A 23,621-nucleotide genomic window follows, 5' to 3' on the forward strand; every position below is an offset into this window, starting at 1 on the left:
ACGTCTCGCCGAAGACCTAAACCAGGAGTGATCACCCGGTTACCCAACACTTTCTGAGCCGGACCGAGCCTCCGGCCGCTTCTGCCGTCCCGAGCCGGCCGGTCCCCGTCCCGTGTCCCCGGCTGATTCCGGCCGATCTGTGGATCAGGACATACCAGTTGGAAAAGGCTGAGTCGGGAATCAGTGTTGTGAGGATTCTTACCGTGATCGACCCTCCCGGGTCGCCTAGCCTTGGGCTGTGTCGCAAGCGAGTATCGGAATCTTTGACAGTGGCGTAGGCGGCCTCACGGTGGCCAGGGCGATCATCGATCAGCTGCCCAATGAGTCGATCTTCTACGTGGCCGACACCGCGCGGCAGCCGTACGGTCCCAAGACCATCGCGCAGGTCCGTGCCTACGCCCTGGAGGTGATGGACCACCTCGTCGAGCACGACGTGAAGATGCTGGTCATCGCGTGCAACAGCGCCAGCGCGGCGGTGCTGCGGGATGCCCGCGAGCGCTACGGCGTGCCGGTCGTCGAGGTGATCCAGCCGGCCACGCGCCGTGCCGTGCGGGCCACCCGCAACGGCAGGGTCGGGGTGATCGGGACCCGGGCCACGATCGAGTCGATGGCGTATCACGACGCGTTCGCCGCGGCTCCCGACGTCCGGCTCACCGGCGTGGCGGCGCCCCGGCTGGTGGAGTTCGTCGAGCGGGGGGAGACGATGAGCGACGAGCTCATCGACGTCATCCGCGGCTATCTGGAGCCGGTGCTCGCCGCCGAGTGCGACACGTTGATCTTGGGATGCACGCACTACCCGCTGCTCGCCGGGCCGATCTCCTACGTGGTGGGGGACGGTGTCACGCTGGTCTCCAGCGCCGACGAGACGGCGAAGGACGTCTACCGGATCCTGCACGACCGGGGCCTGGCCGCTGTAGGGGGCGAGCCACGGCACCGTTTCCGCGCCACCGGCGACGCGGGCCTCTTCGCCGACCTCGGCCGCCGGTTCCTCGGGCCGGAGATCCAGGCGGTCGAAGTCGCAGTAGTAGGGGATGTTTCGACCAACGGGCACCGCGCGTGAGGGTGCTCCCGCGCTCCGGGGCGCGGGAGCGCGGCGGACGAGAGGCCGGGCGGACGCCGCTCGGCGGCGCCCGGACCGCGACGCGCGGCGCCGCAATGTGAACGTAGGAGGCCGCCGTGAAATTGACGATCATCGGGTGTTCGGGGAGCTTCCCCGGCCCGGACAGCCCTTCGTCCTGCTACCTGCTGGAGGCGGAAGGGTTTCGCATGCTGCTCGACTTCGGCAACGGCGCGCTCGGCGCGCTCCAGAGGCACATCGGCCTGTACGACGTGGACGCGATATGCCTGTCCCACCTGCACGCCGACCACTGCCTGGACATGTGTCCCTACCACGTCGTGCGCACCTACTCCCCGGGGGGACCGCTGCCCAAGGTGCCGGTCCACGGTCCCGCCGGCACGCGGAAGCGGCTGAACGCGGCCTACGCCATGCCGGAAGAACCGGCGCTGGACACGGCTTTCGACTTCGTCGGGCTGGCCCCGGGGATGTTCGAGGTGGGCCCGTTCGAGGTGACGGCCGCGCTGATGAACCACCCGGTGGAGACCTACGGGTTCCGGGTGTCCTACGGCGGGCGCTCGGTGGTCTACTCCGGAGACACCGGGGAGTCGGCCGAACTGGTCAAGCTGGCCGCCGGAGCCGACGTGCTGCTGTGCGAGGCCTCGCTCCTGGACCGGCCCGGCCTCCCCACCGACCTGCACCTGAACGGCCGCCAGGCGGCCGAGCACGCGGCCAAGGCGGACGTGGAGACCCTGGTGCTGACCCACCTTGTGCCCTGGAACGACCGCGATCAGGTACTGGAGGACGCCTCCCGCGGCGGATTCGGCGGACGCATGGAGCTCGCGCGGAGCGGGGCCCGGTATGACCTAGGGTGAGCTCATGGCTCGTGCAGATGGACGTTCTCCCGATCAGCTCCGCCCCGTCACCATCACCCGTGGCTGGCTCGCCCACGCCGAGGGCTCGGTGCTCGTCGAGTTCGGCGGCACCAGAGTGCTCTGTGCCGCCTCCGTGCAGGACAGCGTGCCCCGCTGGCGCCGGGGCAGCGGGCAGGGCTGGGTCACGGCCGAGTACGCCATGCTGCCGCGCGCCACGAACACCCGCAACGACCGTGAGTCGGTGCGCGGGAAGATCGGCGGCCGGACGCACGAGATCTCCCGCCTGATCGGCCGCTCCCTGCGCGCCTGCGTCGACTACAAGGCCCTGGGCGAGAACTCGGTCATCATCGACTGCGACGTACTCCAGGCCGACGGCGGCACCCGCACCGCCGCGATCACCGGAGCCTACGTGGCCCTGGCCGACGCGGTCGCGTGGATGCGTGCGAGGAAGATGTGCGCCGGTGATCCGCTGATCGGGTCGGTCGCCGCCGTCTCGGTCGGCGTCGTCGGGTCGACGCCGATGCTCGACCTCTGCTACACCGAGGACGTCGCGGCCGAGACGGACATGAACGTGGTGATGACCGGCTCCGGCGAGTTCGTCGAGGTCCAGGGCACGGCCGAGGGCAAGCCGTTCGACCGCGACGCGCTGAACGAACTGCTCGACCTCGGGATCGCCGGGTGCTCGGAGCTCACCCGCATGCAGCGGGAGGCGCTGGCGTGAGCGAGCGAGCCGGCGGGCACAGCGGCATGCGAGCCGGTGGGCACGGCAGCGTGCGAGTGCGGTCGCCGAAGGAGGGCGCGTGAGCGAACGGAAGGTGGTCCTGGCCACCAGGAACGCCGGGAAGATCGTTGAGATGCGCCGGATCCTGGCCGACGCGGCGGTCGAGGTGGAGATCGTCGGGCTCGACGCGTTCCCCGAGATCGACGACGTCGCCGAGACGGGGCTGACCTTCGCCGAGAACGCCCTGCTGAAGGCCCACGCGGTCGCCAAGGAGTCGGGGCTGCCCGCGATCGCCGACGACTCCGGGTTGTGCGTCGACGCGCTGAACGGCATGCCGGGCATCTTCTCCGCCCGCTGGTCGGGCAGGCACGGCGACGACGAGGCCAACCTCCGGTTGCTGCTCGCCCAGGTGTCCGACGTGCCGGACGGCCACCGCGGCGCGCACTTCGCCTGCGCGGCGGTCCTGGCCCTGCCGTCGGGGGAGGAGCGGGTGGCCGAGGGCGCGCTGCGCGGCGTGATCGTCCGCGCTCCGCGCGGGACCAACGGCTTCGGCTACGACCCGATCTTCGTGCCCGAGGGCGAGAGCCGCACGACCGCCGAGCTGTCCCCCGGCGAGAAGGACGCCATCAGCCACCGGGGCCGCGCCTTCCGCGCTCTGGCCCCCCTGCTGCCGGAGATGCTCGGCTGACCGGGCGGAGCCGCCGCCTGCCGGAGGGCGGCCCGCGCCCGGTACGGCGGTCGTCGTAGCCGTGGCCGGTGCTGTGATCGGCACCGAGGTGGCCGGCACCGCCTGGCCGGCGCGGTTGTAATCGGCGCGTAAGATCCTGCGGCCCGCGACGGGCGTAGCGTCGGAGGTATGCACAGCAACAGGCGCATGCCCTCGTGGGCCGCGGCGCTGATCGGCCTGGTGTCCGGGGCGGTGGCGGTCGGGGTCTCCCTGCTCGCCGCGGGCCTGGTCAAGCCGTCGGCCTTCCCGGTCGTCGCCGTCGGCAACGCGGCCGTCGACCTCACTCCGGCGGCCCTGAAAGACTGGGCGATCCGCACGTTCGGTGAGAACGACAAGGTCGTCCTGCTCACCGGGGTCTTCGTCGTCCTCGCGCTCTTCGCCGCCGCGGTGGGCGCTCTGGCCGCTCGCGACATCCGCCGGGGCCTGGCGGGACTGGCCGTCTTCGGCCTTGTCGGCCTGGCCGCCGTGCTGACCCGCCCCGACGCCGCCGCGGTGGACGTCCTGCCGACGCTGGCGGGCGTCGGTGCCGCCGCGTTCGCCCTGCACCGGCTCACCCGCCGCGCGTTCGTCCCCGCCGACACCCCCGAGGGTGTCCCCGCCGGACTCGACGACGACCGTTGGCACGCTCCGGCGGAGCACACCTGGACGGAGCACACCTGGACGGAGCACACCTGGACGGAGCACGCCTCGGCGGAGCACGCCTCGGCGGAGCACGCCTCGGCGGAGCACGCCTCGGTGCCGGAGGACGCCCGCGCCGCGACCCCGGCTCCGGGCGCGTACGAAACGCGGCCGTGGGACACCGCGCCGCAGACCGGGCCGGAGCGCGCTGACCGGTACGACCCGCCGGTGCCGCCCGTCATGCGTGCCGGGGACGACCTGTACGCGTTCGACCGGCGCGCGCTGCTGACCGGCGCGCTCGGCGCCGCCGCCGTCGCCGGGGTGGGCGGCCTGGCCGGACGCCTGCTCTCGGGCCGGGCCGAGGTGGGCGTCGCCCGTGCCGGCATCGCGCTGCCCGAGCCCGCCACCCCGGCGGCCCCGCTCCCCGCCGGGGTCGACTTCAAAATCAAGGGACTGTCGCCGTTCGTCACCCCGAACGCCGACTTCTACCGGGTCGACACCGCTCTCGTGGTGCCCCAGGTCGACCCGGCCGACTGGACCCTGAAGATCCACGGCCTGGTCGACCGGCCCGTCGAGCTCACCTTCGCCGACCTGATGAAGCGCACCGTGACCGAGGCCGACGTCACGCTGTGCTGCGTCTCCAACGAGGTCGGCGGTCCCTACATCGGCAACGCGCGCTGGCTGGGCGTCAGCCTCGCCGACGTGCTGCGCGACGCGGGCGTGCAGAAGGGGGCCGACATGCTGCTCAGCACCTCCGCCGACGGCTGGACCTGCGGCACCCCGGTCGACGTCGTCCTCGACGGCCGCAACGCGCTGCTGGCCTTCGCGATGAACGGTGAGGCGCTCCCCATCGACCACGGCTTCCCGGTCCGCCAGGTCGTCCCCGGTCTGTACGGCTACGTCTCGGCCACCAAGTGGGTCACCGACATCAAGGTCACCCGCTTCGACCAGGACGAGGCCTACTGGACTCCCCGGGGCTGGTCGGCCAAGGGACCGATCAAGACCCAGTCGCGGATCGACCTGCCCCATGACGGCGCCACCGTCCGACCGGGACGCACCGTCATCGCGGGCGTCGCCTGGGCGCAGCACAAGGGGGTGGACGCCGTCGAGGTCCGCGTCGACCGGGGCCCGTGGCGCCAGGCCCGGCTGGCCGAGGCACCGACGGCCGACACCTGGCGCCAGTGGGTGATCGACGACTGGGACGCCACCCCGGGTACCCACACCATCGCGGTCCGGGCCACCGACGCGACCGGCTACACCCAGGTCGCCGACCGCGCCCCGGTCGCCCCCGACGGCGCCACCGGTTGGCACACCATCCGCGTCGAGGTCGCCTGAGAAGGGTGCGGCCGTACCCCGGCGTCCCGCTCGCCGCCCTCTTCCGGCAGGGACAGGTGAGTCCCTCCATCTGGTCAATTGGCCCACGCGGTGGACAGGGCCGCCCTAGCATCTGCCTCGCAGAAGTTCGGTGATGGGGGGCCTGTGAACGACTGGAGCTTGCCCGCGGGGGTCTACAACCCCGTCGTGACCGTGGACGGGCAGCGGTGGCGCGACTTCGAGCTGGAGATCCAGACCTCCGCCGTGGTGACGCCGCCGCGCGAGCGCCCGCGTGAGCGGCCGCGCGAGCGGGGACGCTGGGGGCCGACACGGCTGGACCTGTGCCGGCCCTACGGCGTGGCCGGCGGGCTGGCCAGGCCCGACCCGCAAACCGAGGACGACATGGTGCGGGCCGTTCCCGTCACCGAGCAGGGCACGCCGCGCCGCTTCCCCGACCCGCGCGGCATGTGGATCAGGATGATCAATGGAGCGGGTCCCGCGGACGACCCGTTCCGCGCGACCAACGCCGTCGACTGCGCGCTGTCGGCGCTCGCCACCTGGTACGGGGTGCCCACCGTGGCCGCGCCCCGGCGTCCCGAGTACGACCGCGTCGGCAGGCCGCTGCTCAGCGGTGAGGCCGGTGGCGTGGCCCGGGCGGAGCGATGGCTGGGGCAGCGTTTCCAGTACGTGGGGCAGGGGCGCCACTCCTACGTCCCGATCGCGCAAGCGCTGCTGGCCGGCGGGCACGGCTCCGCCGCGATCATCATCAACCGGTGGCCGGCCGGCGGAAGTCACGCGTGGAACGCGGTGAACTTCGACGGGGAGGTCATCTGGATCGACGCGCAGCGGGGCCACATGGCCGTCGAGCCGCCGTACGAATCGGTGACCGGCGTCTTCTGCGTCGTGATCGACAGAGAGGGGCGGCGGCTGTGAACCCGGACCAGGCCCGGGCCGTGGCGGAGGAGTACTTCAACGGGGTGCGCAGCCCCGGCTCCGCCGTCGAGATCAGGATCTATGCCTTCGCGGAGGGGTACGTCGCCTGGGCCAAGGAACCCGAGCCCGACGATCCCGGCGTCCTTCCCGACACGGTCGGCGCCGGGTGCATCGTCATCGACAGGGCCACCGGCGAGATCGTCATCCGCCCCCTGCTCAACCCCGAGACCGTGGCCGAGCAGTGGCCGGGGCGCCGCCCTCGTTGACGACGTCCCGGCCACCAGACGTCCCGATCACCAGATGTCCCGGCCACGAGATGTCCCGATTACCAGACATCTCGGCCACCAGATGTCCCGGCTGCGAGATGTCCGGTTACCAGACGTTGCGGCCACCAGATGTCCCCGTCGCCGGGCGCTCCGATGTTTCGGCCACCCGGCACCGTGGTCATCCCGTACCTGGCCGTCCGGCGTCCCGGTCACCGGGTGCTTCCGTGCCTGATGACGGCCGCGGGCACCCGGCGGCCGTCCGATGCCCGGCCGCCGGATGTTCGGGCACCCGGCCCGCCGGCGCGGCGGCCTCACCCGCTCGCGAGCGAGTCCACGATGGACGCGCGTGCCGCGCGGCGGGCCGGCAGCACCGCGGCGAGCACCCCGGCCAGGCCGGACAGCGCCACGAACGCGAGGATCTGCGGGGCCGGCAGCCGGAACACGACGTCATCGCTCATCGTCTGCGCCGCGACCCAGCCGAACACGATGCCCAGGACCACGCCGACCAACGCGCCGATGAGGCCCAGGACCAGCGCCTCGACGGAGAGCATGTGCCGCAGCTGGGACCTGGTCAGCCCGAGCGCCCGCAGCAGCGCCGACTCGCGGGTCCGCTCGTGCACCGAGAGCGAGAGCGTGTTGGCGATGCCCAGCAGGGAGATGAGGACCGCCAGGCCCAGCAACCCGGTGATGACCATCAGCATCATGTCGAGCGACTCGTCGAACTGGCCGCGCACCTCCGTCGAGCTGATGACCTTGGCCGTCGGGTAAGGCCGGGTCGCCGCCTCGACCACCTTGAGGGCCCGGTCCGGATCGATGCCGTCCCGGTAGTTGACCATCACCCGGCTGTCGCCGACCCCGCTGAAGTAGCGATCGAACTCCCGCTCGGGGACGGTCACGCCGGGCAGGCCGGAGTCCCCGTCGGAGACGCCCACGACCGTGAGGGCGACCGTTCCCGCCTTCGCCGTCCGCACGGTGATCCGGTCGCCGGCGCCGACCCCGAACCGCTCGGCCAGGTGGTCGGCGACGAGCGCGGTGCCCGGCTTGAGCAGGCCCAGCGAGCCCGTGTCGAGCTTCGGGGCGAAGTCCGCGGCCGCGGTGAACGTCCCCACCTCATGCTTCCCGCCGCCGGTCCCGGCGCCCTTGCCGACCGCGGCGAGAGTCTCCCGGAAGGCCACGACCGAGGTCAGCTCGGGCCGGGTCCGCAACTCCTCGGCGATGGTCCGGGGCAGGCTGGAGTCGCGCTCCTGGGTCTGGACCATGTAGTCGACCGGGAACTGCTCGTCCAGTTGCTTGGTGTAGGTCGCCCGCGCGGTGACGGTGACGACGGAGATGACGGTCATCAGCGTCACGCCCACGGTGAGCGCCACGGTGGTGGTGGCGGACCGCTTCGGGTTGCGCCGGGAGTTCTCCACGGCCAGCCGGCCGGGCACCCCGGAGAGCTTGGCCGGCACCCAGCCCGCGAAGGCGGACAGCGGTTTGACGATCACAGGTCCGAGGGTCAGCACCCCGAGGAAAACAAGCGTGCTGCCGGCCATGACCACCAGGAGGGCGGTCTCGCCGTGCTCCATGGTCAACCCGGCCACCGTGGTGCCCACGCCCGAGATCAGGAACAGCGCCGCGACTATCACCCGTACGAGACCGGCCCGGAACGTCTGCTCCTCCACCTGCGAGCGCAGCGCCGCGATCGGGGCCACCCTCGTCGCCGACCGCGCGGGGAGCAGCGCCGCGCCGATCGTGACCGCCAGGCCGATGACCAGGCCGAGGGCGATGGTGCGCGGGGTCAGGGCCGCGGTCGTCACGGGCAGCGGCGCGTCGAACGCGGCGAGCACGCTGAGCGCCCCCGCGCCCATGCCGTAGCCGAGCAGCAGGCCCGCCACCGAGGAGAGCAGGCCGACCACGGCCGACTCCAGCAGGATCGAGCCGAAGACCTGCCCGCGGGTCGCCCCGATGCACCGCAGCAGCGCCATCTCGCGGGTCCGCTGGGCGACCAGGATGTTGAAGGTGTTGTAGATGACCAGCGCGGCCACGAACATCGCCACCGCGCCGAACAGCAGCAGGCCCATGGTGAGGAAACCGCTGTCGGCGCCGTTGGCCTTCGCCATGTCCGCCGCGAACCGTTCACCGGTGAGGACCTGGTAGTCCGCGCCGACGGCCGCGGCCACCGCGTCGCGCAGCCTCTCCTGCGTGACACCCTCGGCGGCGGCGACGTCGATCGCGCGGAACCCCTGCTGCCCGGTCATCTCCCTGGCCGTGGCGGTGGTGTAGCCCACCGCGCCCGTGTAGCCGATCTCCTGGTCCAGGCCGACGTCGAACAGGCCGACCAGCGTGAACCGGTGCTGGGCGTTCCTGTGGTCGAGCACCGTGATGGTGTCGCCGATCTTGAATCCGCGCGTCCTGGCGGTCCCCTCGTCGAGCACGGCCTGCGTCGCGGTTACCGGGGCGGCGCCACTGACGATCACGGTGCGGTTCAGCGGTCCCTCCGGCAGGGAGATGCCCGCCGTCGGGTAGTCGCCGGCCGCCTTGCCGTCCTTGCCGATCAGCGCGGACGTGCCCCGCACCAGCCCCTGGGCGTCGGCCACGCCGTCCACGGCGCGGATCTTCTCCAGGGTCGCCTCCGGGACGGTCGGCACCCGTCCCCTCTCCCCGCTCGGCAGGGGGAGCACGGCGACGTCGATCTTGTCGGCCGCCGCGGAGAACGTCTGGGTGAAGCCCTTCTCGATGGTGTCGGTGAGCACGAACGTGCCCGCGATGAAGCCCACCCCGAGCGCGATCGCCAGCGAGGTCAGCGCCAGGCGCAGCCGGTGCGCCCGCAGCCCGGCCAGGGTCGTCCTCAGCACCTCACGCCTCCAGCTTCATCAGCGTGTCCAGCACGGACTGCGGCGTCGGCCGGGACAGTTCGCTGACCAGCAGGCCGTCGCGGAGGAACACCACGCGGTCGGCGTACGAGGCCGCCACCGGGTCGTGGGTGACCATCACGATCGTCTGGTCCAGTTCGCGCACCGAGGTGCGCAGGAAGGACAGCACCTCGGCGCCGCTGCGCGAGTCCAGGTTGCCGGTGGGCTCGTCGGCGAAGATGACCTGCGGCTTGCTGATCAGGGCGCGGGCCACCGCGACGCGCTGCTGCTGCCCCCCCGACAGCTCGGTCGGCCGGTGACCGAGCCGGTCACGCAGGCCCACGGTCTCCACGACCCGGTCGAACAGGTCCTGGTCGGCCTGGCGCCCGGCGATCTCCAGAGGGAGCCGGATGTTCTGCTCGGCCGTCAGCGTCGGCAGCAGATTGAACGCCTGGAAGATGAAGCCGATCCGCTCGCGGCGGAGCAGGGTGAGCTGCTTGTCGCCGAGCCCGGTCAGCTCCACGTCGCCGATGTGCACCTGGCCGCCGCTGACCGTGTCCAGCCCGGCCAGGCAGTGCATCAGCGTGGACTTCCCGGACCCGGACGGTCCCATGATCGCGGTGAAAGCGCCCGTCGAGAACGAGACATCGACCCCGCGAAGCGCGTGCACGGCCGCGTCCCCCTGGCCGTACACCTTGGTGAGGCCCCTGGCCGTCACGGCCGGCACCGTCGTCTCCCGCGCGTTCCAGGCGCCGGCCTCTCCGGTGATGGTCACGTCAGTTCTCCTCGGCAACGTATGCGTTATGACGGAAAAACGCTATTGCTGAGATGATTGGGGTTCATCGGACTACAGGACGGAGTTGTCCTCAGCCGTAAGACGCCCCGGAACCGGCCACCGCCACCTCCGTCGCACCCCCGCCTCGGCCATTCGGCCGAGACGGGCGATCCACCCGCCACCCGCGGCCGCCCGCCGTCACCCGGTCACCGGGCCCCGACCGGCGCGGGGCGCGGAACCGGCCGGGAACATCCGCCGCAGCCCACCGTGATCACCTACCGGCGGGGCCGGGCATGACGATCCACCGGCCCGGCGCAGTCACCCGCCGTACGAGCGGGTCAGCCGCCGGAATGCGGGGTCACGAGCCCCGACTCGTAGGCGTACACGACGACCTGCGCCCTGTCCCGCAGGTTCAGCTTGGCCAGCACCCGGCCCAGGTGCGTCTTCACCGTCGCCTCCGCCAGGTCCAGCCGTCCGGCGATCTCCAGGTTCGACAGGCCGCGGGCCACCAGCACCAGCACCTCCCGCTCCCGGGCCGTCAGCCCTGACAGCGCCGCGGGCTCGGATGCCCCCGGAGAGGGAAGGTGCACGGCGAAGCGCTCCAGCAGCCGTCGCGTCGTGCTCGGCGCCACCACCGCGTCCCCGCTGTGCACCGAGCGGATCGCGCTCACCAGGTCGGAGGGCGGGACGTCCTTCAGCAGGAAACCCGAGGCCCCCGCCTTCAGCGCCGCGAACGCGTAGTCGTCCAGGTCGAAGGTGGTCAGGATCAGCACCCGGGGCCCACCGGGCACCGAGCAGATCAGGCGCGTCGCCTCCACCCCATCCATCACCGGCATGCGCACGTCCATCAGCACCACGTCGACCGGGGTCGTCCGGACGCCCTCCACGGCGGCGGCCCCGTCACCCGCCTCCGCGACGACCTCGATGCCCGGCTGCGCACCGAGCACCATGCGGAACCCGGTACGCAGCAGTTGCTGATCGTCGACCAGCATCACGCGGATCGGCCCGTCGCTCAAGCCGCCCTGCCCGTCCCGGTCTCCCCGATCGGCAGCCGCGCCACCACCCGGAACCCGCCGCCGGCCAGCGGACCGGCCTCCACGCTCCCGCCGAACATCGCCGCCCGCTCCCGCATGCCGACCAGCCCGTGCCCACCCTCACGTCCCGGCGCCGCCGCACCGCAGCCGTCATCGGTCACCCGCAAGAGCACCTCCCGCGCGCCGTACTCCATCTCCACCGTGGCCCTGCTCCGCGGGCCACCGTGTTTGAGGGTATTGGTCAGCGCCTCCTGCACGATCCGGTAGACCGTCAGCTGCTCACCCTCCGGCAGCTCCTGCGGCGCCCCCGTCACCCGGAAGTCCACCGGCAGCCCCGACCCCCGCACCTGCGCCACCAGGTCGTCCAACTGCGACAGCCCCGGCTGCGGGGTGTACTCCTGCGGCGCGTCCCCGGCCCGCAGCACGCCCACCAGCCGCCGCATCTCCGCCAGCGCCCTGCGGCCGGTGAGCGAGACCGCCCGCATCGCCTCGCGGGCCTGCTCCGGCTCGTGGTCGATCGCGTAACTCGCCCCGTCGGCCTGAACGATCATCACGCTCACGTTGTGCGCGACCACGTCGTGCAGCTCCCGGGCGATCCTGACCCGCTCGGCCGCCGCGGCCAGCCTGGCCTGCTGGTCGCGCTCGTACTCGGCCCGCTCGGCGCGCTCCTCCAGGCCCTCCAGGTAACGGCGCCGGGTGCTCGCGTAGATCCCGGTGATCCATATCGCCACGGTCACCACCGACGCGCTGGCGAAAGCCCGCAGGTCGATCCCCGTCCTGGGGTGCCAGAAGGCCAGCAGCAACCCCAGCTCGCCCACCAGGCCCGCCCCCACCGCCCAGCGCGTCGCGCAGCGCGACACCACCCCGTACATGGCGATCAGCACCGACAGGTCGAAGAACAGCAGCTGCACGCCCAGCAGCCACTGGACGAAACAGACCAGCGAGACGACCACGAACACCGTGATGGGCTGCCTGCGCAGCCAGAACAGCGGCACCGTCAGAAGGACGCCGAGCAGCAGGAACCCCGAGAAGTCCAGCTCCGGGCTGAACCTGCGTGCCCCGTCCTCCATCCCGATGGTCCACACGTTGGACAGCGAGAAGAGGAGGAACGGCGCCAGCCACAGCGCCTCCACGATCCCGGAATGGCGCCGGCCCCAGGCGCGTACTCTGCCGAACACGTCACCACACTACGAAAGGCGCGGATCGGCGGCCTTCCCCCGGGAGGTGGAGGTGATGTACGACCCAGGTCGCACACCCGGTACGACTTACAGGGCTCTTACCACCCCTTTGGCACCATTGTCACTGGGAGCGCCCTTCGGGGCGAGTAAAGGGAGAAATGTTTGTGGCGACCGATCACAACGACACCGGGTCGGGCGGTGCGGAGGAGGCACCGTCCGGCCCGGTGGCCTGAGAGGGCGGGGCCGTCCCGGCGGATCCTACGACGGTGCCCCACGGCTCGGGGTCCCGTCGGCGCCGCGCTCACCGAAAGCGGCGGCGTGGTCTTCCGCGAGGCAGCGCTCACGGAGCAATCGAATCGCCTCGCGTATCGCTGCGGATCTCGATGTGGCGCGTTTTTGATTAACGTATTCTTCGACGAATAGTGCGTCCTGCGGAGAAAGTGTCACGCTGACGGTCACCGACTTGAGGGTGACGGCCCGGATCTGGGGATATCTGTGGGGCCGGTGGGATTCGAACCCACCCTGGCACGGACCTAAACCGTGTGTCTCTACCGCTGGACTACGGCCCCTTGACTTCCCTGCGAAATTATCTGTCTGTGAATGGCAGTTCGGGCAGAGGAAGCGCAGATTCTCTTTTCTGTTGTCCAGCCAGTCGCCATTGATGTGATCGACATGGAGTATCAATGACCGGCCTTGCCAGACGCCCTCGATCTTACATCCCGCGCAGCGGTACGGCATCCCGGCCGTGACCAGGCTGCGTCTGAGCTGTCTCGGGTTCGGGCGGGAGCTGCCCTCCGGTCGCAGGACGAGAATCCGTTCCGGCCGGCGGCGCCGCGGCGAAGGCCGCCCCTTGTTCGGGGCAACCCTGTGGAAATGCGAGGTGTCGATCCCGAAGCGCTTCAGCTGGCGGCTGATGTGGGCGTGGTTGCCGCCCGCGACGGTGATGCCGAGGTGGCGCAGGACGCCGGCGATGCTCAGGGAGCCGGCCGCGGCCTCGGCCAGCATTTCGGGGGTGTACTTGTACTTGGCGGGCATGCCCCAAGTCTATGAAATGGGAATGACAATTCTTGGGGCATGCGCACGTCATATCAAGTCGCATTGAGTGGCGACAAAAGGTATTCAGTCGAGGCCCAGTTCGCGGCGGAGGCGAGCCACGTGGCCGGTCGCCTTCACGTTGTAGAGAGCCTTCTCGATCTTACCGTCGGGGTCGATGACGAAGGTGGAACGGATCACCCCGACGGTGGTCTTGCCGTACATGGTCTTCTCGCCGTAGGCGCCGTAGGCCTTGTGGACCTCCAGGCCGGGGTCCGACAGGAGCGGGAAGGTCAGGGCGTCGCGCTCGGCGAACGTGGCGAGCTTCTCCGGGCTGTCCTTCGACACACCGAGCACCGCGAAGCCGGCCGAGGCCAGCGAGGCGAGGCTGTCGCGGAAGTCGCAGGCCTGCTTGGTGCAGCCCGGCGTCATCGCGGCGGGATAGAAGTAGAGGATGACGCGCTTGCCGCGGTACGACTCCGGCGAGATGGTGCTGCCGTCGGCGGCGGGGAGCGTGAAGTCCGGGGCGGCGTCGCCCGGCTCGAGTTTCATGTGGTTCCTCCGAGGAATCGTTCCCAGGTCAACTTACCGGCCGGGCCCACGTGCCGTGGGAGGGCCGGACCTGACACACTGATCGATGTCAGGGGGTACGAGAGGAGAGCCATGGCGGACACCGATCCCGCGGAGTTGGAACGGCAGATCGAGCGCACGCGCGCTGAACTGGCCCGGACGGTGGACGCCATCGTGGATCGGGTGAGCCCCAAGCGCGTCACGGAGCGCGGGATGGCCAAGGTCAGGGCGAACGCGGAGCACCTCGTCACGCAGGTCGGCGACCTGGTGGCGGGTGCGGCGGGGCCGAGGCCGGCCAAGCTGGAGGGCGAGCCCGACGACCTGTGGGCGGACGAGCGGCCGGACCTGGCGCCGATCCTGATCGGTGTGGGTGTGGCGCTGGCGCTCGGCGCGGTGGTCATGTTGTGGCGCCGCCGCCGGTGACGGCCGCCCCCGCCGGGGCCGTCTGTCCTGCTTGAACGCTCTGCCGGATCCATCTGTCCTGCCTGGACGCTCTGCCGGATCCGTCGGTCTTTCCTGAATGCTTCGCCGGGTTCGTTTGCCCTGCCTGAATGTTCCGCCGGGCCCGGCGCGGGGCCCGGCGTCGGGCCCGTCCCCCGGGTGACGACGGGCCCGTCCCTCACCCCCTCCCGTAGGGGCGAGCGTGACCCGGAAATGAGTAGGGGTCTACTCATGTGACTTCTCCCTTGCTCGCAGAACATCGCGAGTAGGTGAAAAGGAGGAGTAACCCCATGAAGCTCATCATTCGTACGGCGATCGCACTGGCGGCGACGACCGGGCTCGCGCTGACCGCGGCTCCGCCGGCCCTCGCCGCGGCTCCGGTGTCGGCCTCCCGCGACTACGACGACACCTTCGAGCAGGAGTCCGCCAACGGCCTGGCCACGGTGGAGGGGGAGTACGCGGTCGAGGGGGACGACGAGGAGGACAACAGCTTCGTGCTGGAGGGTGACCTGTACGACGGTGACGACCGGACCCTCCGCCAGGGGGGTAGGTGCGCCTACTTCGAGGTTCAGGTCGCCTCGGCCGAGCACGGGCAGTGGCGGCGGGCCAAGCGCGTGAAGCTGTGCAGCTACGACGAGACCAAGCACTTCCGGGTCGCGGCGTACGACGTGGCCGCCGTGCGGGTGAAGACCTGCCAGGTGAGCTACCGCGGCTGGACGACCTCCCGGTGCAGCAGGTGGTACCGGCTGGACCTGGGCTTCTGAGGCCGCCGGCGGGATCCCCGCACGGGTGCGCGGCGCCGCCCGGTCCACGGGGGCGGCGGCACCGGGATCCGGCGGGGCGGGAGCACGGGGCGGGCATCCGCGGGAAGCCGGTGGGTGTCCGCCCTCGCGGTTCGGCGGCCCGTGCGCTCCGAGAGCGCGGGGCTCCGAAGGGTGCGCGGGGGCCGGGGCGGTCAGAGGAACGTGCGGCCCTCGCCGCGGTAGGTGGGGACCTCCGCCACGACCTCGTCGCCGTCGATCAGGTGCAGACCGGCGAAGCGTTCGCACAGCTCGCCGGCTTTGGCGTGCCGGAACCAGACGCGGTCGCCGATGCGCAGGTCCTCGGCGGCCTGGCCGATCAGCGGGGTCTGGACCTCCCCGGCGCCCTCGTCGGCGTCATAGCGCAGCCCGCACGGCAGGTAGGGCTGGGGCAGGCGGTCGCGACCCGGTTTGCCCGAGGCGAGGTAGCCGCCGCCGAGGACGGTCACGACGCCGACGGCGGGGCGGCGGACGACGGGCAGGGCGAACAGGGCGGCGGGTCTGCCGGTGAAGTTCCGGTAGAAGTCGAACAGGCGGGGATGGAAGAGACCCGACCCGGCGGCGATCTCGGTGACGGCCCGCTCGCGGGCGGTCTTCTCGATGCTTCCGGTGCCGCCGCCGTTGACGAACTCCAGGTCGGTGATCTCACGTACGGCCCGGACGATCCGGCCCCTGCGGACGATCAACTCGCGCTGGGAGCCGGCCTGCATCCAGCGGATGGCCCGGGTGAGCGCCGGGTGGCCGGGCGCGTCGTCACCGATGCCCGCGATCTGCGCCTCGTACGCCATCAGGCCGACCAGGCGGAACCCGGGCCGCTTGGCGATCTCGGTGGCGAGGTCGGCGGCCTGGTCCGGCTCGCGGATGGGGGAGCGGCGGGCACCGGCCCGGAACCTGCCGCCGAGGGCCACGAAGCCGGCGTCGACGTCCATGCACACCCGGATCTCGTGCCGGTCGCGGACGCCGGCGGCCGAGTCGATGACGTCGAGGTGCTCGGCCCGGTCGACCATGACCGTGATCTCCTGCGCGGCGCGGGGGTCCGCGGCCAGTTCGGCCAGCGCCGCCCGGTCGGCGGTGGGATAGGCGACCAGCACGTCCCGCATTCCGGTGGAGACCAGCCAGAGGGCCTCGGGCAGGGTGAAGGCCATGATCCCGGAGAAGCCGTCCAGGGCGAGGACGCGTTCCAGGACGGCCCGGGACCTGATGGATTTGCTGGCGACCCGGATCGGCTTGCCCCCGGCCCGCGCGACCATCGAGTCGGCGTTGGCTCGCAGCGCCCGCAGATCGAGGACGGCGAACGGGGGGTCGAGGTGCGCGGTGGCACGGTCGTAGCGCAGGCGGTCGTCCATGGCGGCAGCATAACTCGGCGAGAAGGAACATGAGTAGAGTTCATATTTCTTGTCCGGCGATCAACGCTCCATCAGGAGGGTGCCAAGATCGGGCAAGTGGGCGGGGAAGACCCGCTCCGATCCCGCCGGAACGCGTACACATGATCGAATGACGACTACTCTCCAGGACATCGTTACGGGCACGGGGAGCGGTGGCGGCGGGACGGGCCGGGCGGGCGGCGAGCACCTGCACGTGGTGCGCCGCAGGTCGGTGCGGTTGCTCAGGCCGGCGAGGACCGCGGTGGGTGTGCCGGTGGCGCTCGCCGTGTCCACCGCCCTGTGTGTCGTCGCCGCGGTGATCGTCGGCCTGCTGATGGGCTCGCCGGTCGGGCGGGTGCCCTACCGGCGGCTGGTCGCCGGGGCCGGCGCGTGGCACTGGTCCGATCCCGTCACGTTCGCCGGGGCGGGACTCGCGATCCTGGCGGGGCTGGCGCTGCTCGGGCTCGCCGCGGTGCCGGGCCGCCCCCGGCTGGAGCCACTGGAGTCCGCCGATCCGCTGATGGTGATCGGCATGACCAGGTCCGGTCTGCGCCGCACACTCCGGGCGGCGGCCGAATCCGTGGACGAGGTGGACCGGGCCCGGGTCCGGCTCGCGTCCAGGATCGTCGAGGTCACCGTGTTCACCGGCGCCGAGCGGAGCGGACCGGTGCTGCGCCGGGTCGGGGTGGCCGTGGGTGACCGGCTGACGGCGCTGGGCGCGATGTGCGCGGGCGAGGTCGTCGTGCGGCTGCGCAGGCGGGGGATCTGATGCGGCCGTATGTGGGCAACCGGATCGGCCTGGCCCTCACCGGTGTGGCGCTCACCGGCGCGGGCGGCTACGCGTTCCTGCGGGGCCGGGGCGACCTCCCCGGGCAGGCGCGCGCGGACCGGATCGTGGGCAGGGGGCTGCCCGGCTGGCTGGCCGCGCACCCCTGGCTGGGGTGGTTGGCGGCGCTGCTCCTGGTGCTGCTGGCGCTGCTGGCGCTGCGGTGGTTGCTACACGCCCTGGGATGGGGGAGGTGGGGCCGGCGGACCGGGACGGGCACCGCCGTGCTCGGTGTTGCCCTTAAAGAAGTCGAAGGGCTCACCCGCATTCGCGTCCGGCACGTACGGAACGAGCGGCTGCGTATCTCGGTGAGCTGCGCGCCCGGGGACGACGTCGGAAAACTCGTGACGCGGCTCAACAGGGACGCCGTCGGCAAGGTCCGCCGGGCGCTGGGCGACGCCGAACTCGGCGCGATGGTCCGGCTGCACGTCCGGCGCCGCTGACCTCTCCCGCGGCCCGCCCGGCTCCGGGACCGCCCCGGCCGCCCGGGAGGGCTCCTCGTCCCGTACGCCGAACGCCAGCCCCGCGGCGAGGCAGACCAGCGGGAGGGCGGGGACGACGTAGCGGTGGTCGAAGGCCGCGATGAAGGGCGGCAGGGCCAGCAGCATGACGCCCGCCGCCCACGGCAGCAGCACCGGGCCACCGAGCCGCCGGGCCCGGAGCAGCACGCCGACCAGGCCGACCAGCAGGATCACCGCCAGGAACGGGCCGCGCAGGAAGCCGTTCTCCTGGTAGGCGCGCAGCCAGCCGGCGTACGGCTCGACCAGCGAGGGCGCCCCGGAGGCGCCCTGGTAGGCCACGGTGATCTCCTCGGCGGTCTTGCCCTGCGAGGCGCCGCCCTTGGGGAAGGGCCGCGCGGTGTCCGGGAAGACGTAGGCGCTCTGCGGGCCGGGGGTCGGGTAGACCCGTCTGGTCCAGTCGAAGATGTGCGCCACGTCCACCAGACCGGTCCGGAGGAAGTCGAGAGGCTGGGCCAGGATCGCCTGGGTGGCGAAGGCGCCGGCGAGCCGGTCGCGCTCGGCCCAGCTCCCCTTGACCTTGTTCAGCGGTGAGGAGCCGTCCCAGATGTAGAGCGGCGGTGCCGCGCGCCCGTTCACCGGCTCGGTGGGGCACAGCGCCGCCTCCGGGCCGGCCGGTTTGATCACGGCGCAGTCGGCGAAGGTCATCGTGCGCGCCCACAGGAACGCGTTGCCCCGGGTCAGCCCGAAGGTCCCGTGCTCGGACCTGAACCAGACGGCGTACGAACCCAGGCCGATCGCCGCGGCCAGCGTGGCGGCGACGACCGCCCGCCAGGAGGCCCGGCGGATCACCAGGCAGGCCAGCACGACGGCGATCAGCGGCAGGCCGATCGTCCGGGTGACGGTCGCCGCGGCCAGCAGCAGCCCGGCGAGCGCCGCCACCCAGGCCGCGGGCCGCCGGCGCCACAGCAGCAGCGTGATCGCCAGCACCGCCAGGAACTGGAAGAGCAGGTCCGCCATGACGAGGTGTTCGAGCTGGATCTGGTGGGCGTCCAGCAGCACCGGCAGCGCGGCGAGCGTGGCCCCCCAGCCGGGCAGCCTGCCCAGGCGGCGCAGCAACACGTAGACGCAGACGGCCACGGCCAGCCCGAGCAGGTGCTGGACCACGACCACGGCCTGGACGCTGGACAGCGGGCGCAGCGCCCACAGCAGGAGCGAGTAGCCCGAGGGGCGGGACTCCATGGGGCGGGGCGCGAGCCCCGCGTTCAGGTAGACGAAGGAGTCGGCCCAGAACCACAGGGCCGGCCGGTAGCCCAGCACGGCCAGGGCCCGCAGCCCGCCGCCGGTCAGCAACGCGACCAGGAACAGCCAGTGCGCGCCGAGGAAGCGGAGCGCGCGGCGCGTGCCCGAGGGCCTCGGCGAGCGGTGCGAACGGCCTGAACGGCTCACCGGGCGTGCTGCCGTCACCACCACGACCTCCCGAGTCCCGCGGATACGGCCACCCAGCATAGGCGCGGGACCCCGGAACCCTGTACGGGATGAGAAATCTGCCGGGAATCGCACGGTCGAGCTTTCCCGGTCCCGGGTCTACTCGTAGTGGTAGCGGGCCTGCAGGATCAAGGTACCGCTCGACGGGTCGGTCAGCACTCGATGACGTTCACCGCGAGGCCGCCGCGGCTGGTCTCCTTGTACTTGTCCAGCATGTCGCGGCCGGTGTCGCGCATCGTCTTGATGGCCTTGTCCAGCGAGACGAAGTGCCGGCCGTCACCGCGCAGCGCGATCCTGGCCGCGGCGATGGCCTTGATCGAGGCCACCGCGTTGCGCTCGATGCACGGGATCTGGACCAGGCCGCCGATCGGATCGCAGGTCAGGCCGAGATTGTGCTCGATGCCGATCTCGGCGGCGTTCTCGACCTGCTCGGGGGTGCCGCCCAGCACCTCGGTGAGCCCGGCGGCGGCCATCGAGCAGGCCGAGCCGACCTCGCCCTGGCAGCCGACCTCGGCGCCGGAGATGGAGGCGTTCTCCTTGAACAGCACGCCGATCGCGCCCGCGGTCAGCAGGAAGCGGACCGCGCCCTCGTCGTCGGCGTCGGGGATGAAGCGGTCGTAGTAGGTGAGCACCGCGGGGATGATGCCCGCGGCCCCGTTGGTGGGGGCGGTGACGATCCGGCCGCCCGCGGCGTTCTCCTCGTTGACCGCGAGGGCGAACAGCGAGACCCAGTCCATCGTCTGGAGCGAGTCCTTCTCCTGCGACTCGGCCCGCAGTTGCCGGTGGAGCTGGTGGGCGCGGCGCCGGACCTTCAGGCCGCCGGGCAGTACGCCCTCCTTCTCGATGCCCCGCCGCACGCACTCCTTCATGACCTGCCACAGGGTGAGCAACCGGGCGCGGATCTCGGCCTCGGTGCGGCCGAAGGCCTTCTCGTTCTCCAGCATCAGCCCGGAGATCGACAGTCCGGTCTCCGCGCAGTGGCCGAGCAGTTCGGCGGCCGTGGTGAAGGGGTGGGGCAGGACGGTGTCGTCGGCCTTGATGCGGTCGGCCCCGGTGGCGTTCTCGTCGACGACGAACCCGCCGCCCACCGAGTAGTAGATCTTCTCGCGGAGTGTCTCGCCGTTCTCCGCGAAGGCGGTGAAGCGCATGCCGTTGGGGTGATGGGGCAGCGAGATCTTCCGCTCGAAGACGAGGTCGTCGCCGACGACGAACGGGATCTCGTGGGTGCCGTACAGGCGGACGGTGCCGGAGGCGCGCATGGCGGCCAGCCGCTCGTCGACCGCGTCGACGTCGACGAGCTCCGGCTTCTCGCCGGACAGGCCGAGCAGCACGGCCTTGTCGCTGCCGTGGCCCTTGCCGGTCAGGCCGAGCGAGCCGTACAGAACGGCCTGGACGCGGGCGGTCTTCTCCAGGAGACCGTCCCGGTCGAGGCCGCGCACGAACTTGTGGGCGGCGGCCATCGGGCCGCCGGTGTGCGAGCTGGACGGGCCGATTCCGATCTTGAAGAGATCGAAGACACTGATCGTCATCGAATTCCTCCAGCGGGGAACCCCGGCACCGGCCGGGGGAAGTCAATATGTCCGGTCCCTCACCTCGCCCCGGCCGCGCACGCCCGGAGGACGCGCGCGGCCGCGGCGCGGGCGGGGATTCCTACGACTCACCCGAGGTGAGCGCGGTGTACTCCTCGGCCGACAGCAGGTCGTCGGGGGTGCCTTCGAGGCGTACGCGGAACAGCCAGCCATCCCCGTACGGGTCGTTGTTGATCAGCGAGGGGTCGTCCACGGCGGCCTGGTTGATCTCGACCACCTCTCCGCCGACCGGGGCGAAGATGTCGCTCACCGACTTGGTCGACTCGACCTCGCCGACCGCGTCGCCCGCGGCGACGGTCGCGCCGACCTCGGGCTGGATCTGCACGTAGACCACTTCACCCAGCGACTCCGCGGCGAAGGCGGTGATGCCCACGGTGATGGTGCCGCCGTCCTCGACGCCGGAGACCCACTCGTGTTCCTTGGTGTACTGCAGGTCCTCGGGAATGATGCTCACTTTTTCCTCCTGTAGAACGGAAGCTCCACCACGTCGACCGGCTCGTGGCTGCCCCGGATGTCGACGGCCAGTCCTTCCGCCGCCGTGCTGTCCACATAGGCCATGGCGATGGGCCGGCCCAGGGTCTGCGAGGGCGCCCCGCTGGTGACCGTCCCGACGACGGTGCCGTCACCGGCGGCCACCACCGGGTAGCCGTGCCGGGGCACCCTGCGGCCGGTCGCGACCAGGCCGACCAGGCGGCGGGCCGGCGGGACGTCCTTGAGCGCTTCGAGGGCGGCCCGGCCGACGAAGTCACCCGGCTTGTCAAACCTCACCACACGGCCCAGCCCGGCGTCGAACGGGGTCAGGTCGGCCGAGAGTTCGTTGCCGTAGAGCGGCATGCCCGCCTCCAGGCGGAGGGTGTCGCGCGCGGACAGCCCGGCGGGGATAAGCCCGTGCGGCGCCCCGGCCTCGGTGAGCGCGGCCCAGAGCGGTTCGGCGTCCTCGGCCGCGACGAACAGCTCGAAGCCGTCCTCCCCGGTGTAGCCGGTGCGGGCGATGAGGGCCTCGCGGCCGGCGACGGTGGCGGGCAGGCCCGCATAGTACTTCAGCCCGGCCAGGTCGGCGTCGGTGAGCCCGGCCAGGATCTCCGCCGAGCGCGGCCCCTGGACCGCGACCAGCGCGTACCGTTCGGAGCGGTCGTCCACCGCGGCGTCGAAGCCCTTGGCCCGCTCGGTCAGCTCGGCGGCGACACGCGGGTAGTTGGAGGCGTTGGCGACGACCATGAACTCCTCGGGGGCCAGGCGGTAGACGATCAGGTCGTCCAGCACGCCGCCCTCGGCGTTGACGATCATCGTGTAGCGGGCCCGGCCCGGCTCCAGGGCGGACAGGTGGCCGACCAGCGCGTAGTCGAGCGCCTCGGCGGCCTGCGCGCCGGTTACGAAGATCTCCCCCATGTGGGACAGGTCGAACAGGCCCGCCGCCTGGCGGACCGCGTTGTGCTCGGCGGACTCTCTGCCGTAGCGGAGCGGCATCAGCCAGCCAGCGAAATCGGTCAGCGTCGCGCCGAGCGACTCGTGGACGCCGCGCAGCGGCGTGGGTCGGGACATGTTCGCACCTCAGGCAAGGGTCGGATGAGAGCATCCTCCCCCTCTGTCATTGATGCCTGAGAGCTTCGCCCGGTTTTTGCCGGACTTTCACCTTCGGCGAGGTCCTGGGACCTGCTTTCCAGAGGGCACCTACCCGCACGGTCCTTTGCCTTGAGAGGTTCGCGGGGAGGGCTTGCTCCTTCAGGGGTCCTGGCCTGGATGTCAGGACGCTCTCCCGCACGGGTTCACCGGTGTCGCGGCCAGCCTAACCGCCCGTCCCGCTCTCGCGAAATCCCCGCGCGGTCATCGTCTTCCCGGATCCGGGGCGGGCACGGCCGGGAACCCCCGCCTCGCCGGGCGGGGGAGGCGTACCGGCCCGGCGGAGCCCCGTCGCCCGCCGGTGGGAACCGCCGGGAGGAGGCCGCCGCCCGCGTGCCCCGCCCCGCCGGCCGGACCCGTCCTAGCGGGCCGCCGGGGCGGCGTGCCGCACCAGGGCCTCGAACAGGGCGGACTCCTCGTCGGCCTCGGGGTGCCACTGGACGGCGAGGGCGAACGGGTGGTCGTCCAGTTCCACGGCCTCGGCCGTGCCGTCCTCGGCGTGCGCGGTCACGGTCAGGCCCGCGCCCAGGCGGTCGACGGCCTGGTGGTGGTAGTGGGCCACGTCCAGTGTCTCGGCGCCGAGGATCTTTCCGGTGCGGCTGCCCGCGACCGGCCGCACCGGCATCCTGCCGAACCGGCCGGGTGCCGGCGCGTGGTCCGGGTGACCGACCACGTCGGGCAGGTGCTGGTGGAGACTGCCGCCGAGGGCGACGTTGAGGATCTGCATCCCCCGGCAGACCCCGAGGAACGGCACGCCCCGCTCCAGCGCCGCGCGGACCAGTCCCAGCTCCGCGTCGTCGCGGAACGGCCGGACGTGGCCGGTCCGCTCGTGCGGCTCCTGCCCGTACCGCCCCGGGGCGACGTCCCCGCCGCCGGCCAGGATCAGCCCGTCCAGGCGCCCCGCCAGCGCGGCGGGGTCGCCCGCGGGCGGCAGGATCACCGGTTGCCCGCCCGCGCGGGCCACGTGCTCGACGTAGGTGTACGGCAGCAGGGCGGCGGTCATCTCCCACACGGTGAACCTCGCGGGTTCGACGTAGCAGGTGATGCCGATGACGGGACGGGACATGATCTCTTGCCTTGCCTTGCGGTATGCCTTTGCCGGGT

General features: G+C 71.9%; 22 protein-coding genes, 1 tRNA gene, 1 pseudogene and 2 riboswitches. Of the genes and pseudogenes, 11 read left to right on the forward strand and 13 right to left on the reverse strand.

Translation table 11 applies throughout. From position 1 onward, the window contains the following. Positions 1–289: 289 nt before the first annotated feature. From murI to ABD841_RS08865, 8 genes are all read left to right on the forward strand, one after another. A complete protein-coding gene (gene murI, locus ABD841_RS08835; RefSeq protein ID WP_425581961.1) occupies positions 290–1,060 on the forward strand; it encodes a glutamate racemase in 771 nt (256 codons plus the stop codon). A gap of 116 nt (positions 1,061–1,176) precedes the next feature. Then, positions 1,177–1,929, forward strand: coding sequence for an MBL fold metallo-hydrolase (locus tag ABD841_RS08840; RefSeq protein WP_344969639.1), 753 nt, complete (start codon positions 1,177–1,179; stop codon positions 1,927–1,929). Positions 1,930–1,933: 4 nt separating this feature from the next. Next, on the forward strand, positions 1,934–2,650 hold the full coding sequence (gene rph, locus ABD841_RS08845; RefSeq protein WP_344969641.1) for a ribonuclease PH: 717 nt from the start codon (positions 1,934–1,936) through the stop codon (positions 2,648–2,650). 79 nt (positions 2,651–2,729) lie between these two features. Beyond that, a complete protein-coding gene (gene rdgB / locus ABD841_RS08850; RefSeq protein WP_344969642.1) occupies positions 2,730–3,338 on the forward strand; it encodes an RdgB/HAM1 family non-canonical purine NTP pyrophosphatase in 609 nt (202 codons plus the stop codon). Between the two features lie 656 nt (positions 3,339–3,994). Beyond that, positions 3,995–4,207 (forward strand): pentapeptide repeat-containing protein, encoded by a 213-nt coding sequence (locus ABD841_RS40795; RefSeq protein ID WP_425581965.1) that lies wholly within the window; start codon positions 3,995–3,997, stop codon positions 4,205–4,207. Between the two features lie 28 nt (positions 4,208–4,235). After that, complete coding sequence (locus tag ABD841_RS40800; RefSeq protein WP_425581966.1) at positions 4,236–5,330, forward strand: molybdopterin-dependent oxidoreductase; 1,095 nt, start codon at positions 4,236–4,238, stop codon at positions 5,328–5,330. Between the two features lie 144 nt (positions 5,331–5,474). Beyond that, on the forward strand, positions 5,475–6,242 hold the full coding sequence (locus ABD841_RS08860) for a toxin glutamine deamidase domain-containing protein (RefSeq protein WP_344969645.1): 768 nt from the start codon (positions 5,475–5,477) through the stop codon (positions 6,240–6,242). Continuing rightward, positions 6,239–6,508, forward strand: a complete 270-nt coding sequence (locus tag ABD841_RS08865) for a hypothetical protein (protein WP_344969647.1) — start codon at positions 6,239–6,241, stop codon at positions 6,506–6,508. The genes ABD841_RS08860 and ABD841_RS08865 overlap by 4 nt, the downstream gene beginning before the upstream one ends. Positions 6,509–6,819: 311 nt before the next feature. Here ABD841_RS08865 and ABD841_RS08870 read toward each other — a convergent pair whose 3' ends face one another. From ABD841_RS08870 to bcp, 7 genes and pseudogenes are all read right to left on the reverse strand, one after another. After that, on the reverse strand, positions 6,820–9,345 hold the full coding sequence (locus ABD841_RS08870) for an ABC transporter permease (protein WP_344969648.1): 2,526 nt from the start codon (positions 9,343–9,345) through the stop codon (positions 6,820–6,822). 1 nt (position 9,346) lies between these two features. Beyond that, positions 9,347–10,117 (reverse strand): ABC transporter ATP-binding protein, encoded by a 771-nt coding sequence (locus ABD841_RS08875; RefSeq protein WP_344969650.1) that lies wholly within the window; start codon positions 10,115–10,117, stop codon positions 9,347–9,349. Between the two features lie 338 nt (positions 10,118–10,455). Then, positions 10,456–11,109 carry a response regulator gene (locus ABD841_RS08880; RefSeq protein ID WP_344969651.1) on the reverse strand — a complete coding sequence of 218 codons (654 nt, stop codon included), beginning with the start codon at positions 11,107–11,109 and terminating at the stop codon, positions 10,456–10,458. A gap of 20 nt (positions 11,110–11,129) precedes the next feature. Further along, positions 11,130–12,329 (reverse strand): sensor histidine kinase, encoded by a 1,200-nt coding sequence (locus ABD841_RS08885; protein WP_344969653.1) that lies wholly within the window; start codon positions 12,327–12,329, stop codon positions 11,130–11,132. A gap of 496 nt (positions 12,330–12,825) precedes the next feature. Beyond that, positions 12,826–12,898 (reverse strand) — tRNA-Leu (locus ABD841_RS08890). A gap of 34 nt (positions 12,899–12,932) precedes the next feature. Further along, positions 12,933–13,364 (reverse strand): annotated as a pseudogene (locus ABD841_RS40805) (hypothetical protein); the annotation flags it as partial. 84 nt (positions 13,365–13,448) lie between these two features. Continuing rightward, complete coding sequence (gene bcp / locus ABD841_RS08895) at positions 13,449–13,913, reverse strand: thioredoxin-dependent thiol peroxidase (RefSeq protein ID WP_344969654.1); 465 nt, start codon at positions 13,911–13,913, stop codon at positions 13,449–13,451. A 111-nt stretch (positions 13,914–14,024) separates the two neighbouring features. Here bcp and ABD841_RS08900 point away from each other — a divergent pair, with 111 nt between their 5' ends. After that, positions 14,025–14,354 (forward strand): DUF3618 domain-containing protein, encoded by a 330-nt coding sequence (locus tag ABD841_RS08900; protein WP_344969655.1) that lies wholly within the window; start codon positions 14,025–14,027, stop codon positions 14,352–14,354. A 308-nt stretch (positions 14,355–14,662) separates the two neighbouring features. Next, complete coding sequence (locus tag ABD841_RS08905; protein WP_344969656.1) at positions 14,663–15,136, forward strand: hypothetical protein; 474 nt, start codon at positions 14,663–14,665, stop codon at positions 15,134–15,136. A gap of 191 nt (positions 15,137–15,327) precedes the next feature. Here ABD841_RS08905 and ABD841_RS08910 read toward each other — a convergent pair whose 3' ends face one another. Further along, positions 15,328–16,518: an amino acid deaminase/aldolase gene (locus ABD841_RS08910; protein ID WP_344969657.1), complete on the reverse strand. Its 1,191-nt coding sequence runs from the start codon at positions 16,516–16,518 to the stop codon at positions 15,328–15,330. Positions 16,519–16,666: 148 nt separating this feature from the next. Here ABD841_RS08910 and ABD841_RS08915 point away from each other — a divergent pair, with 148 nt between their 5' ends. Further along, the gene (locus ABD841_RS08915) at positions 16,667–17,305 is read left to right on the forward strand and encodes a DUF6286 domain-containing protein (RefSeq protein ID WP_344969658.1); all 639 of its coding nucleotides are present in this window, start codon (positions 16,667–16,669) and stop codon (positions 17,303–17,305) included. Between the two features lie 227 nt (positions 17,306–17,532). Here ABD841_RS08915 and ABD841_RS08920 read toward each other — a convergent pair whose 3' ends face one another. The 5 genes from ABD841_RS08920 to ABD841_RS08940 form a co-directional block, all read right to left on the reverse strand. Continuing rightward, positions 17,533–19,290 (reverse strand): hypothetical protein, encoded by a 1,758-nt coding sequence (locus tag ABD841_RS08920; RefSeq protein WP_344969659.1) that lies wholly within the window; start codon positions 19,288–19,290, stop codon positions 17,533–17,535. A gap of 170 nt (positions 19,291–19,460) precedes the next feature. Further along, complete coding sequence (locus tag ABD841_RS08925) at positions 19,461–20,837, reverse strand: L-serine ammonia-lyase (protein WP_344969660.1); 1,377 nt, start codon at positions 20,835–20,837, stop codon at positions 19,461–19,463. Between the two features lie 121 nt (positions 20,838–20,958). Next, positions 20,959–21,351: a glycine cleavage system protein GcvH gene (gcvH, locus tag ABD841_RS08930; protein WP_344969661.1), complete on the reverse strand. Its 393-nt coding sequence runs from the start codon at positions 21,349–21,351 to the stop codon at positions 20,959–20,961. Then, positions 21,348–22,439, reverse strand: a complete 1,092-nt coding sequence (gene gcvT / locus ABD841_RS08935; RefSeq protein WP_344969662.1) for a glycine cleavage system aminomethyltransferase GcvT — start codon at positions 22,437–22,439, stop codon at positions 21,348–21,350. The genes gcvH and gcvT overlap by 4 nt, the downstream gene beginning before the upstream one ends. A gap of 33 nt (positions 22,440–22,472) precedes the next feature. Then, a riboswitch (glycine riboswitch) is annotated at positions 22,473–22,567 on the reverse strand. After that, positions 22,568–22,666: riboswitch (glycine riboswitch) on the reverse strand. Between the two features lie 212 nt (positions 22,667–22,878). Beyond that, on the reverse strand, positions 22,879–23,583 hold the full coding sequence (locus ABD841_RS08940; RefSeq protein WP_344969664.1) for a gamma-glutamyl-gamma-aminobutyrate hydrolase family protein: 705 nt from the start codon (positions 23,581–23,583) through the stop codon (positions 22,879–22,881). Between the last annotated feature and the right edge of the window lie 38 nt (positions 23,584–23,621).

Origin of the sequence: Streptosporangium fragile, assembly GCF_039534445.1 — a bacterium.
Lineage (GTDB): Bacteria > Actinomycetota > Actinomycetes > Streptosporangiales > Streptosporangiaceae > Streptosporangium > Streptosporangium fragile.